Annotated in this window: 13 protein-coding genes; 7 read left to right on the forward strand and 6 right to left on the reverse strand. The window is 38.5% G+C overall.

Features of this window, described 5'->3' with window-relative positions:
• Positions 1 to 8 precede the first annotated feature (8 nt).
• Positions 9 to 1,142, forward strand: coding sequence for a glutamate 5-kinase (gene proB, locus A2003_RS13730; RefSeq protein ID WP_004913414.1), 1,134 nt, complete (start codon positions 9 to 11; stop codon positions 1,140 to 1,142).
• Between the two features lie 42 nt (positions 1,143 to 1,184).
• On the opposite strand, the gene A2003_RS13735 is transcribed toward proB, so the two are convergent.
• Both A2003_RS13735 and A2003_RS13740 read right to left on the reverse strand, forming a co-directional pair.
• Entirely contained in the window at positions 1,185 to 1,862 is a 678-nt protein-coding gene (locus A2003_RS13735) for an HAD family hydrolase (RefSeq protein ID WP_286687505.1), read from the reverse strand.
• Positions 1,829 to 3,037, reverse strand: coding sequence for a DUF1615 domain-containing protein (locus A2003_RS13740; protein WP_286687506.1), 1,209 nt, complete (start codon positions 3,035 to 3,037; stop codon positions 1,829 to 1,831). Before A2003_RS13740 ends, A2003_RS13735 begins: the two co-directional genes overlap by 34 nt.
• An 82-nt stretch (positions 3,038 to 3,119) precedes the next feature.
• Here A2003_RS13740 and dusB point away from each other — a divergent pair, with 82 nt between their 5' ends.
• Entirely contained in the window at positions 3,120 to 4,145 is a 1,026-nt protein-coding gene (dusB, locus tag A2003_RS13745) for a tRNA dihydrouridine synthase DusB (protein WP_286687507.1), read from the forward strand.
• Between the two features lie 58 nt (positions 4,146 to 4,203).
• On the opposite strand, the gene oxyR is transcribed toward dusB, so the two are convergent.
• From oxyR to rubA, 4 genes are all read right to left on the reverse strand, one after another.
• A complete protein-coding gene (gene oxyR / locus A2003_RS13750) occupies positions 4,204 to 5,109 on the reverse strand; it encodes a LysR family transcriptional regulator OxyR (RefSeq protein ID WP_286687508.1) in 906 nt (301 codons plus the stop codon).
• A gap of 6 nt (positions 5,110 to 5,115) precedes the next feature.
• Positions 5,116 to 6,060, reverse strand: a complete 945-nt coding sequence (estB, locus tag A2003_RS13755) for an esterase EstB (RefSeq protein WP_004913400.1) — start codon at positions 6,058 to 6,060, stop codon at positions 5,116 to 5,118.
• An 89-nt stretch (positions 6,061 to 6,149) separates the two neighbouring features.
• On the reverse strand, positions 6,150 to 7,331 hold the full coding sequence (gene rubB, locus A2003_RS13760) for a rubredoxin reductase RubB (protein WP_286687509.1): 1,182 nt from the start codon (positions 7,329 to 7,331) through the stop codon (positions 6,150 to 6,152).
• A 78-nt stretch (positions 7,332 to 7,409) separates the two neighbouring features.
• On the reverse strand, positions 7,410 to 7,574 hold the full coding sequence (gene rubA, locus A2003_RS13765) for a rubredoxin RubA (RefSeq protein ID WP_004678010.1): 165 nt from the start codon (positions 7,572 to 7,574) through the stop codon (positions 7,410 to 7,412).
• 348 nt (positions 7,575 to 7,922) lie between these two features.
• Here rubA and A2003_RS13770 point away from each other — a divergent pair, with 348 nt between their 5' ends.
• The 5 genes from A2003_RS13770 to A2003_RS13790 form a co-directional block, all read left to right on the forward strand.
• Positions 7,923 to 8,360 (forward strand): SRPBCC family protein, encoded by a 438-nt coding sequence (locus A2003_RS13770; RefSeq protein WP_004755738.1) that lies wholly within the window; start codon positions 7,923 to 7,925, stop codon positions 8,358 to 8,360.
• A 159-nt stretch (positions 8,361 to 8,519) separates the two neighbouring features.
• A complete protein-coding gene (lysS, locus tag A2003_RS13775) occupies positions 8,520 to 10,046 on the forward strand; it encodes a lysine--tRNA ligase (RefSeq protein ID WP_286687510.1) in 1,527 nt (508 codons plus the stop codon).
• A 150-nt stretch (positions 10,047 to 10,196) separates the two neighbouring features.
• The gene (locus tag A2003_RS13780) at positions 10,197 to 11,648 is read left to right on the forward strand and encodes a capsule assembly Wzi family protein (RefSeq protein ID WP_286687511.1); all 1,452 of its coding nucleotides are present in this window, start codon (positions 10,197 to 10,199) and stop codon (positions 11,646 to 11,648) included.
• Positions 11,649 to 11,976: 328 nt separating this feature from the next.
• On the forward strand, positions 11,977 to 12,885 hold the full coding sequence (cysD, locus tag A2003_RS13785) for a sulfate adenylyltransferase subunit CysD (RefSeq protein ID WP_004913386.1): 909 nt from the start codon (positions 11,977 to 11,979) through the stop codon (positions 12,883 to 12,885).
• A gap of 81 nt (positions 12,886 to 12,966) precedes the next feature.
• Positions 12,967 to 13,482, forward strand: a 516-nt coding sequence (locus A2003_RS13790; RefSeq protein ID WP_286687512.1) for a GTP-binding protein, incomplete at its 3' end; no start/stop codon positions are given.

Below are 13,482 nucleotides of genomic sequence, written 5' to 3' on the forward strand. Positions count from 1 at the left end.
AGGATAAAATGATAGAAGTGGTCGATGGGCAACGTCAGCTCAATGCGTGTAAACGAATCGTTGTTAAAATCGGATCATCTCTACTCACTGCAAATGGTCAAGGTTTAGATCTGAATGCGATCTCCCACTGGGCGAAGCAAATTGCTGATCTACACAATGCTGGACACGAGATCATACTCGTGTCTTCAGGAGCAGTTGCAGAAGGGATGGTACGCATGAAGCTTGCGAGTCGACCCACTGATCTACCCAGTTTGCAGGCTTGCGCTGCAATTGGTCAAATGGGACTGATTCATACATGGTCTAGCGTACTTGATCAGCATGGTATCCAAACTGCGCAAGTACTCCTTACACATGATGATCTAGCTGACAGACGTCGCTATTTAAACTCATGTGATGCTCTACAGAATTTAATCGATTGGCGAGTCATTCCTGTAATTAATGAGAATGATACGGTATCAACTGACGAAATTCGTTTTGGTGATAATGATACTTTAGCAGCAATGGTTGCGGGGCAAGTTCAGGCTGAATTGTTGATTATTTTGACTGATCAACAAGGGATGTTTGATTCAGATCCACGCAGTAATCCTAATGCTAAATTATTCTCATCTGTTCGTGCATTAGATGATACGCTGTTTGAAATGGCAGGCGGTGGTGGCGTACTTGGTCGTGGTGGTATGGTTACCAAGGTTCGCGCAGCTCGCCTTGCTGCAAAATCAGGTTGTCCAACTTTAATTGCCAGTGGTGAAAGTGAGAATGTACTTGCTCGTTTGATGGCGGGTGAAATGTTGGGCACTTTATTTACGACTGATAATGACCGTGTCACAGCACATCAGCAATGGTTGGCTGCGCATTTGCAAACAGCGGGTCGTTTAGTTATAGATGACGGTGCAGTTGAAGCGATCAAACTTAAACATCGTAGTTTGTTACCTGTAGGTGTCAAGGCGATAGAAGGGCATTTCGATCGCGGTGATGTTGTGGAATGTGTAGATAAGAGTGGTGCTAGAATTGCCGTTGGTCGTGTGAATTTTAGTTCGCGCTCAGCTGAAATGGTTAAGGGACTGTCTTCCGAAAAAGTCTACCAAGTACTTGGTGAAGCACGTTCACTAGAAATGATCCATCGTGATCACATGGCGATTTATTAATTTACTCTGCTGTATAAAAAGCTCGCTTCAAGCGAGCTTTTTTTATATTTGTTTAACATTCTTCCATATGTCATGGTCTTTAGAATCATCGACTTTTGGTAATGGCTTATCTTCGCCAACCATATAGGTAAAATCAGCAATAGATAGCATTTCTAAGTCTTCTTCACTGTTACCATACGCATAAATATGTTGATAATTAGAGAGATTATATTGATCCAATATACGTCGTTTCTTCTGCTCTCGACTACAATCTTCTGACTGATAAAAACCAGTTAAATGACCATTTTGTATTTCAGTTACTGTACAAATAAGTTCGATATTTAAAAATTTACAAACATATTTAAGGTATAAATCAATTGAAGCAGAAACCAGCACAATATGATCGCCACGTTGTTGATGTTTATGCAATTGTTTCATTAAATTTGAATCAAGTTTTTTAATTATTTTTTTTGCATAATCTTGCGATAGTTGATCTACAAAATCGACGGGAATATCTTTGAACATGCTTTGATAAAGTTTTGGTCTCATTGCATGTGCTGGATATAAATTTAAATAATAGGCTTGAATCCATGGCAGAATTTTCAAGCCATTTTTTACAATATGACGCTTTGAAAGGGTATAAAAGATAAACCCAGTAAAACTATCTTTGGGATATAAAGTCCCGTCAAAATCGAAGAGTGCAAGATTTATAGTTTGATTCTTTTTGCTTTTAGCATGCATTGCTCATAACGCCCGTTAACACGACTTGCAAACCAATTTGTATTGTAATCACGACTCAATTTAGGTCCTGAAATGACCACTTGAGGCATGACAGCATACATTGGTTCTTTGTTGGTTTTCTTTTGATAAAGTTTTTGAACAGCTAAGTAAGTTTGAGTATCTTCAAATTTTTTCTCTTTTTCTTTTTTCAGATCGGCACGAATTTGTCGTGGAGTTACCAATACATTATTTTGAGCAAAAACAGCAATTAATTCTTTTTCAGTTTGGCTTTGTGTGGATTTTACATCACCGTCTTTATTGTATAGGAGTAAGTCACCATCTAAACTAATTTCAGCTTCTGTTAATGCACCTAGCATTTTTTGGAAAGCAGCATTACGGCTCGAATACATCCCAGAGTTATAATCTGCAAAACGATAAATTGCTTCATCATAATCAGCAGGGTATTCCATTAAACGATGAATACCGTAGTATAGACCACCATACTGAGTGTAAAGATCATTGCGTAACTCGGCTATGCCTCCAGCTTTACGTTTATGTTCTTTTGCATAATTGATATGTACTTGCATTGAGCCTAATGTGGTGATTGGATTTAACTTCTCACCAATGTCTTGCCCAACCAGTTTGGCTGCGCCTGTTAATGCACTCACATGATAATGTTGAGCCATGTAATCGAAAATTTCTCGATAGAGTAAGTCTAATTCGCGTTCAGTTTGTACTTTACGCATCTGGCTCATATAGTTGTTTTCTGGTGAAGGTTGGTTTTTGAGTACATCTTCAAAATAACCAGCGACTGTGCCACCAATTTTTTCGCCAAGTTTTGCTTCGAACTTTTCTTTTAGTCTTGAGTTAATTTCCTCAACCGCTTTTGCACCTAATCCAGGTACTGTAGGGTCAGCAACAAAGTTCGATTCTTGATCGACTACAGCGACAATACTACATACATTTTGCTTAGTTTTAGGAATGCTTAGCTCTTGCATAATATCGAAAATATCTTGAGACCAAGATTCACGATCATTTACACGTGCAGGAATGACCTTTCTGATTTGATCAGCCTCCATCTCAGGATCTTTGTCACTTGACCACCAAGCATTATCACCACAAGCGGCTAAGCTTATGCATGCAGTTAAGATGCTAATAGTCTTGAAAAAGGGACGAGTCGAAGTCGATTTATTCATAATCAGTGCAACACCGCATAAAAAGATGAGCTGAATGGGCGAATGAAGTATACTATGTTGATCAGAATTTGTAAGAAAATATATGTATATTGGTCCATATCAACTGTCAAATAATTTGATTGTCGCACCTATGGCAGGTGTAACCGATAGACCGTTCAGAACCTTATGTAAATACTTTGGTGCAGGTCATGCGGTTAGTGAAATGATGACCGCTGATAAAACGCTTCGCATGAGCAAAAAAAGTTTGTACAGAGCTAATTTTGATGGTGAACTTGCTCCAATTTCAGCACAAATAGCTGGCTCTGATCCAGAGCAACTTGCTGAAGCTGCAAGATATCAGGTTGCGAATGGCGCACAAATCGTTGACATCAATATGGGATGTCCTGCGAAAAAAGTATGTAATAAACTCGCGGGTTCGGCTTTATTGCAAGATGAAGATCTCGTGGCAAGGATTTTAGATGCTGTCGTTGCAGCAGTGGATGTACCTGTAACTTTAAAAACACGCCTTGGCTTTTTAAATGGTGAGGAAAATATTCTTCGTGTCGCGAAGCGTGCCGAGGATGCAGGTATAACAGCTTTAGCTTTACATGGTCGTACACGTGAAGATATGTATTTAAATACTGCTCGCTATGAATTAATTCGTGAAGTTAAAAAAAACATAAATATTCCCTTGATTGCGAATGGCGATATCGATAGTCCTGAAAAGGCAAAATATGTCTTAGATTATACTGGTGCTGATGCTGTTATGATCGGGCGTGCTGCTCAGGGACGACCGTGGATTTTTAGAGAAATTGCGCATTATCTTGAGACAGGGGAGCACTTGGCGGCACCAGAAATTGTAGAAGTGAAACAAGTTTTAATGGGGCATTTAGCTGAGCTGTATCAATTTTATGGTGAATACTCAGGATGCCGTATAGCCCGTAAACATATTGCTTGGTATACGAAAGGTTTACGCTCTAGCAACGAATTTCGTCAAAACATGTATAAAGTTGAAAATACAGCTGATCAAGCCAAAGTGGTTGAGTCTTATTTTGACCAATTATTAGATCAAGGTCGACGCATGAGTGATGTACAGGTTGAGCAAGTAAATTTATTGGAAATAAAATAGAAATTTTTACTGTTTTTCTTTAAAAAATGCCTGTAATTCATATTACAGGCATTTTATTTTATTCTAGATGCGCAGTGATTTTCTTTAAAATCTGAAAAATCACATCGAACTCGCTTTGTAGAGGAGTACTTTTGCGAGTTACTAAAGCGAGTGTGCGGCTTGGGGCATCACCGATCGATTTGACAGCAATTTCTTCATTAAAATGAATCATACTGTTCTTCAAAGCTATCTCAGGTAATAAAGTAAAACCTAAATCAGAAGACACCATTTCAACAAGCGTTGGTAGTGAACTCGCTTTTAAACGGTGATCATTTTTTCGTTCGCCGACTGGGCAAGCACTCAGAGTATGATCACGTAAACAATGTCCTTCTTCTAAAAGCATGAGACGTGTTAAATCTAAATCATCTAATGAAGTTGCTTCAGCCGCATTCTTATCATTTTTATTGTAAACAACAAATAAGTTTTCTTTAGCGATTTCAGCAACTTTTAAACCACGAGTATCGAATGGCAAAGCAAGAACGATCATATCTAAATTGCCGTGTTCTAATTTTTCGACAATTTTCTCACTTTGTGCTTCATGTAGATGAAGTTGTATTTTAGGAAGTTGACGATGAACTTCATCTAAAAGTTGTGTCAAGATAAAAGGTGCGATTGTAGGAATAATTCCAAGATGCAAATCACCTGTTAATGGTTCGCTCATTTCTCGGCTTAGGCGCATCAAATCTTGTGCATCAGCTAGTAATACACGCGCACGGGCAACAACCTGTTCACCTAGAGGAGTCAAACGGACGTTTTGACGATCACGCTCAACTAAGACGCCACCTAAAAGACGCTCCAATTCCATAATGCCACCCGATAATGTTGATTGGGTAACAAATGATCGACGAGCTGCTTCAGTAAAATGTAAAGTTTCTGACAACGTAACTAAATATGATAGCTGTCTTAATGAGGGTAATGCAGCCATAGTGTCCTAGTGTGATGATTTAAAGTGATGTGCAAACAAACCACTAAGTTGAGGAATGAAATGTGCAGGAATATCATGCCCCATTCCATGAATTAATTCAAACTTAGCACCAGAAATCGCTTTTGCAACCGCTTTCCCATGACTTGGCGGTAATAAGCGATCTTTTGAACCGTGTACCACTAATGTTGGTTGATTAATAGTCTTATTAAGTGGCAGCAATGAACCTGTACATAATATTGCTAAAAATTGTTGAAGTACACCCGCTGGGTAGAAACTACGACGATATAGTTTACGAATAGTCTGAATTGCTTCTACTTGGTTAACGTATCCAGGAGAGCCGATAATATGAAATACTTTTAAACTATGATTGACGATCGCATCTTCATCATGAGCTTCAGGTTTTCCAATTAAGCTAAAGAGCTGTTTCGGAAAAGGTGGTGGTAAAAACGGCTGATTATTACTTGTAAATAAAAGACCGATTTTCTCAACTTTTTCTGGATATTTAGCTGCTACGATTTGTGAAATCATGCCACCCATAGAGGCACCGATAATATAGGTTTTTTCTAAACCTAGCTGATCTATTAGCATAGCCACATCGTCAGCCATATCATAAAGCGTGTAGGGCGCACCTTCATTGGTTAATCCGACCATGAATCGACTCATGAGTTTCATGGTATTCAGCCGTTGTCCTTTATGACGAACTTTTGAAGATAAACCAATATCACGATTATCGAATCGAATAACACGAAATCCTTGATCAATTAGGGATTTGCAAAAAAAATCTGGCCAAAACAGCATTTGCGCGCCTAAACCCATTACCAACAAAATTGTTGGATGCTCAGGATTTCCCCCAACTTCAACATGTAACTCAATGCCATTACCCAAAGTAACTTTGGTTTCTTGCATAAATGGAGCATAAGGAGAGACATTAAATTGAAGTGCGCTGTTCATGGTATTCATTCCAAGTTGAATTGTTTTTATCTACTTTCGGGAGAGAGTTTATTGGAACCCATTTCTCAATAAACTGTGTTATTTAAACCTTAAGCTTGAGCAGGAATCAAGTCCGGTACGAGTTTAGTTAAAGTTAAACGCTGTTTACCAGCAGTTGCACCTAATAAAACAAAACCTCTTAATGTCCCTTCAGCATCAGTTGCTTTAGCAAGCATACCATCATCAAACTCTTCAGTTTCCCAATTCACTTCAACATCAATTGGTGCAGGTAAAACAGTAAGAGGTGCAGCTGGTGTTTTTACCGCAACTGGCATAGCAGGGTAATGAACATTTGTGCTTTGACCACTTAAAGTTTTTGCTAAAGCACGTGCTTGTTGCATGATAGGCATGACGTATGGAAGCAAAGTTCCATTTACTTCAGCACAGTCACCCACTGCATAGATATCAGCTTGATTGGTCTCTAGTAGTGTATTTGTGATAATACCTCGACTAGTTTGAATATCGGCAGCTTTGGCTAAAGCAGTGTTTGGTTGTAAACCGATAGCAGAAAGAACAATATCTGCAACCAAAGTTTGTCCATTCGCCAAAGTCACAGCGTAGTCTTCACCATCATTAATTTTGGTAACTTTCTCAACTGTAGTTGAAAGTACAAATTTAATCCCAGCTTCTTCTAAGTTAGTTTTAAATGCTTCAGCAACATGAGTCGGTAATAAGCGTCCAAGTGGTTGAGGTGCTAAATCAATGACGGTAACGTCATAGTTGCTATGCAATAAGTCATTCGCAAATTCACAGCCAATCAATCCAGCTCCGAGAATCACAACGCGTTTGTCTTTGCGTTTTGCTAGATTTTCACGGAATACACTATAGTCAACCAATGAGTTGACCACGTGAATATCTTCACTACCATCGCCCGCAATTGCTAAACGAATCGGATTTGCACCCACTGCAAGCACTAATTTTGAATAGGCTTGTTTGAAAATCTCACCATTTTTTTCTAACGTGATTTCGTGGTTTTCTGGATGAATTTCTTTTAACAAAGTTGCCGCTTCAATACTCATATTGAGTTGGGCTGCCATTTTAGCAGCATCACCTAGAGCAATTTGTTCAGGTGCTTTATTACCTGCAAAAGCATTGGATAATGTTGGTTTAGCATAGTTTACCGCATCATCCGCGCAGATCATCATGAGTTCTTGTTCAGGACTCAGTTTACGGAATTCTCGTGCAACAGTATAACCAGCCATGCCTGATCCGATGATGACGATAGGATGCATTACATTCTCCAATTTTTTTAATTTAAAAATAAAACATAAGAAAAAAAGACCATGATAATCATGGTCTTTTTGTTCTATTTAGATTTCAACCATTTCAAAATCAGCTTTTGAAACGCCGCAATCTGGGCAAGTCCAATCATCTGGGATGTCTTCCCATTTTGTCCCTGCTGCAATGCCGTCTTGTGGCCAGCCTTCTGCTTCGTCATAAATCCAACCACAAACGATACATTGATATTTTTTCATGTGACTCTCCAAACTGATAGGTATGCTCAAATTGCCTTTCAGTAAAACTATTCCATAATGTCGTTACGATCGCTGCAATAGAACTAACTTGTGTTGATCGGGAGTTAGATTTTTACGCAGAACGACATTTAAGTAAAGTAAATGCAAGAGTTTAATCATTTATGTAAAAAGTGGTATGGCAATTTGGGCCGAAAGTCTTGTTATTTGAGCAATTACTCTAATTAATTTTATATCGAGGACTTTATTATTTGCTGAAAATAATGAAACGTATAAGTTTGGTTTGAATAAAAAACATACATTTGAAAATCAGTTATGATGAATTATCACAATAATAAGGACGTTATATTTATGAAAACGCTGAGTTACAACATTAAAATTTATGCGACCCCTGAAAGAGTCTGGGACATATTATGGGGAACTGAAACCTATAATGTTTGGACAAAATTCTTTTCTTGTGATTCCCAAATGAAGTCTGATTGGAAAGTGGGTGGTAAAACCTATTTTACTGATGGCGATGGAAATGGGATGGTATCGACAATAGAACGAATAGATGAGCCGAATGAAATTGTTTTCAAGCACCTCGGGATGATTAAAGATGGTCAAGAGGATTTTGATAGTGAAGATGTGAAAGCTTGGGCTGGTTCTTTGGAAAAATATTTGTTGGTTGATTACAATGGAGAAACGCAACTTCATGTAGAAGTCGATATTCAACCTGAATACGAAGAAATGATGAATAATGGTTTTGATCAAGGATTGGCGATGGTTAAACATTTAGCAGAAAAATGAGTCTAATTCGGCTTGGGTTTTTGTTCTAAATTTGCAAAGTATCAGTTTGAAAATTTGATAAAATCTTCATTTTTTTGAATTGTCTGGTTGAAACAATACGAAAATGGGTTGTGATCTGCTATTCTATGTCACTTCATTTTTTACTTAATCGAGGCAGAGATGACGCAACAAAACGCTCAATCGACTTCTGAACAGACACTTTCCGAAAACGATTTAATCGCACAGCGTCATGCCAAATTAAAGCAAATCCAAGATACTGCCAAACAAATTGGCAAAAGCCCTTGGCCAAACACATTTAAACGTGAGCACTATGCTGCTGATTTGCAAGAGCAATTTAAAGATTTAGATAAAGCGCAAATTGAAGGCGGTGAAAAGGTTTATGTAAAAGTTGCTGGTCGTGTCATGCTCAACCGTGGATCATTTATGGTGATTCAGGATATGACTGGTCGTATCCAACTTTATGTTGATCGTAAAGGTTTAGCTGCTGATATTTTAGAAACAATAAAAAGCTTAGACCTTGGCGATATTATTGCTGCAGAAGGTTATATTGGTCGTTCAGGTAAGGGTGACTTATATGTGCATCTTGAAGGTTTTGAATTACTAACCAAATCATTACGCCCATTACCAGATAAATTCCACGGTTTAACTGACACCGAGGCAAAATACCGTAAACGTTATTTAGATCTTATTGTCAACGAAGAAACAAGAAAAACATTTGAAATTCGTGCCAAAGTTGTTGCAGGTATTCGTGCATTTTTAACCAATGAGCGTTTCATGGAAGTTGAAACGCCAATGATGCATGTTATTCCTGGTGGCGCATCTGCAAAACCATTTGTAACACACCACAACGCTTTAGATATGGAGCTTTATTTACGTATTGCGCCTGAGCTTTACTTAAAACGTTTAGTGGTAGGTGGTTTTGAACGTGTATTTGAAATCAACCGTAATTTCCGTAACGAAGGTGTTTCAACTCGTCACAACCCCGAATTTACGATGATTGAGTTCTACCAAGCATATGCTGATTATAAAGACTTGATGGCATTAACTGAGAATATGCTTGAAAAACTCGCAATTGATATTTTAGGTTCTACCGATGTGCCTTATGGTGATGAGGTGTATAGCTTCAAAGGTCCATTCAAGAAAATATCAATGTTTGATGCGATTCTTGAGCATAATCCTGATTTCACACCTGAAAATGTAAATGACCGTGATTTCTTGGCTAAGTTTACTCAAGAAGTATTAAAAGAGCAGGTTAAGCCAGGCTTTGGTTTAGGTAAGTTACAAACCATCGTGTTTGAAGAAACAGTTGAAACTAAGCTACGTCAGCCAACATTTATCACCGAATATCCAGCTGAAACCTCTCCACTTGCACGTCGTAATGATGATAATCCACATATTACTGATCGTTTCGAGTTTTTCATCGGTGGACGTGAGCTAGCAAATGGTTTCTCGGAATTAAATGATCCAATCGATCAAGCAGAGCGTTTCCAAGCCCAAGTTGCTGAGAAAGATGCTGGTGATGATGAGGCAATGCATTACGATGCGGACTTTATTGAAGCACTAGAATACGGTTTACCGCCAACAGCAGGTGAAGGCATTGGTATTGATCGTCTCGTTATGTTGTTTGCGAATGCCCCAAGTATTCGTGATGTCCTTTTATTCCCGCATATGCGTCGTAAAGATTAAAACATTTGACTGATTAATAAAAGAAGCCACTCTTAAGAGTGGCTTCTTTGTTTTCTGCGTTAAGAAATGTAATTGTTTGGTTAGAGGATTGAAATGTGTCTCTAAAAAAACGATGATGTGCTCATAAATAAACTTGAGAACAGTTTGGACATGTTTCTAAAAAAATCGCTTTCTATCGCATTATTTGCCTCGTTTTCATCGACTATTTTTGCGCAAGGCTTAGTGCTCAACGATGAAAATTTACGTACTGATCTAAATTGGTTAAATCAGCAAGGTGTCATTCAAATCAGTACATCTACATGGCCCTTAAGTGGTGATGAAATTCAAAGAGCGTTGTCACAAGCGAAAGTGACTAATAATACACAGCAAAAAGTTGTGAACTCTGTGATAAATACTTTGCAGGCAGACAATGCAACTGTAAAAGTGGGTTTGCATGCTGGTACGGATTTAAAGACAGTTCCTCAAGCATTTGGTGATAACCAAAAATCTCAATATCAAATCGCAGCTGAGTTGAATGCTGGTGGTGACAATTGGGATGCTAAACTTCGTGTAAATGGTGAAAAAGATCCATTAATTGATAATGGAAATGATGCAAATGTAGAGGGTTCTTATATAGCTGGTAAGCTTTGGAATCAATGGGTTATTGCAGGTCAAATTCCAACTTATTGGGGACCAGGGCATGATGGTAGCTTAATTCGTGGCGATGCAAGTCGCCCTCTATATGGTGTGACTGTACAACGTGCAGTTCAAGATGCTTTTGAAACAAAATGGTTGTCTTGGATTGGACCTTGGCAATATCAGGCTTTTGCAGGTCAATTAGATGACTATAAAGCTATACCAGACGCAAAACTGATTGGATTACGTTTAACTGCTCGTCCTTTTCCTGCTTTAGAGCTAGGAGCTTCAAGAGCGATTCAATGGGGTGGAGAAGGACGACCAGAGAGTCTAAGCTCATTATGGGATGCTTGGACAGGTAGTAAAGACAATGGAGGAACTGGCGAGGCTGATCCTTCTAACCAAATTGCAGGATTCGATGGTCGATTATTTTTGCAACCTCTATTTAATGTGCCTGTAAGTTTATATACACAGTTTGTTGGTGAAGATGAAGCAGGTGGACTACCAGCAAAATATATGTACTTAGGCGGTGCAGATTTCTCTTCTAGCTATAAAAATATGCCATATCAACTGTATGCTGAATGGGCTGACACACGTACAAATGGTAAAGCACAAGGTATTTCCTATAGTCATACTATCTACACGGATGGCTACTATCAACATGGTTTCCCATTAGGCCATGCAATGGGGGGAGATGGTCAGATGTATTCTGTTGGTGGAAATGTTCGTTTTGATGTAATGAATCGTTTAAGTGGTCGTGTTATTTATGCAAAAGTAAGTCAAACTCAACGTGTGCAAGATAACAATGCAGCTTTTCCAGAAGCTGACACTGTGAAAGGTTTAGACTTGACTTGGACACACTATTTAAAGCCAACAATCCCACTTAAGATTAATGGTTGGGTGAGTGATTCAGATTTAAATGGCAATGATGGTGGTGTTTCTGTAGGTGTTGAAATTCCATTAGAACGTAACATGTTCCGTTTCTAATTTTAAACATCATAATCCCAAGAAAAGAAGCTGAAACAGGCTTCTTTTCTTACTTTAGAATAAAAATAAATGGTTTCACTTTTATAATGAAGTTATATATTCATATCATAATTTTGCATATTGATATGAAAAAACAAGCTAAAGAACTCTCTCTAAATTATTATAATGAATAAACCTTACTAGATCATTAATTAAGTTCTGGTAATAACATCGATATCACGAAAAATTGGAGTTGTTATGATACTCGTTCCTCCACACGGTCTTCCAAGTGGTGGTGTAAGACCGCTTATAGATTTTATGGGTAGCATGAATAAAGGAGGAAGTGTACATGACTGAGAATAGATTAACTCACCTCAAACAGCTTGAGGCTGAAAGTATTCACATCATCCGTGAAGTTGCTGCTGAGTTTGAAAACCCTGTGATGCTTTACTCGATTGGTAAAGATTCGGCGGTTATGCTTCATCTAGCATTAAAAGCTTTCTATCCAGCGAAACTCCCATTCCCATTACTACATGTAGATACGGGTTGGAAATTTAAGGACATGATTGCTTTTCGCGATAACATGGCGAAAACACATGGCTTTGATTTGATTGTTCATCAGAACAAAGAAGGACGTGATGCTGGGATTAACCCATTTGATCACGGTAGTTCAAAATATACGGATATCATGAAAACTCAGGGCTTAAAGCAAGCCTTGGATAAATACCAATTTGATGCTGCCTTTGGTGGTGCACGTCGTGATGAAGAGAAATCACGTGCGAAAGAACGTGTTTATTCATTCCGTGATACGAAACACCGTTGGGATCCTAAAAACCAACGTCCAGAACTTTGGAATCTTTACAACGGTAAAGTAAACAAAGGGGAAAGCATTCGAGTATTCCCATTATCTAACTGGACTGAGTTAGATATTTGGCAATATATCTATCTAGAAAACATTCAAATTGTTCCTCTTTATTTCTCAGCTGTTCGCCCAGTTGTAGAGCGTAGTGGTACGTTGATCATGGTAGATGATGAGCGTATGCGTTTAAAAGAGGGTGAAGTTCCACAAATGAAATCGGTGCGTTTCCGTACATTAGGCTGTTATCCATTAACAGGTGCAGTCGAATCGGAAGCAGATACCTTGCCTGAAATTATTCAGGAAATGCTTTTGGCCACTAGTTCAGAACGCCAAGGTCGAATGATTGACCATGATGAAGCTGGCTCAATGGAAAAGAAAAAGCAGGAAGGTTACTTCTAATTTCCTAAAGTAAATCTCTCTTAGAAAGAGGGATTTAGGGAGATTAAAATGATTTCTAAAGAATATGTGGAGTTTTGAGCAATGTCTCATCAATCAGATCTTATTAGCCAAGACATCTTGGCGTATTTAAAACAGCACGAAAATAAAGACCTGCTACGCTTTTTGACTTGCGGTAACGTGGATGATGGTAAATCAACGCTTATTGGTCGTTTACTTTATGATTCAAAGTTGATCTATGAAGATCAATTGCAAGCAGTTACTCGAGACAGTAAAAAAGTAGGTACAACAGGTGATGCACCTGACCTTGCACTACTTGTAGATGGTCTACAAGCTGAACGTGAACAAGGTATTACTATTGATGTTGCGTATCGTTATTTCTCAACTGAGAAACGTAAGTTCATCATCGCGGATACACCAGGGCATGAGCAATACACGCGCAATATGGCGACTGGTGCATCAACTGCTGACCTTGCAATCATTTTGATTGATGCGCGATATGGTGTTCAGACACAAACACGTCGTCATACCTTCATTGCAAGTTTACTCGGCATCAAAAATATCGTAGTTGCGATCAATAAAATGGATTTGGTTGAGTTT

The sequence above is a fragment of the Acinetobacter sp. GWC1_38_13 genome (assembly GCF_001767535.1).
In the GTDB taxonomy this organism is placed as follows: Bacteria; Pseudomonadota; Gammaproteobacteria; order Pseudomonadales; family Moraxellaceae; genus Acinetobacter; species Acinetobacter junii.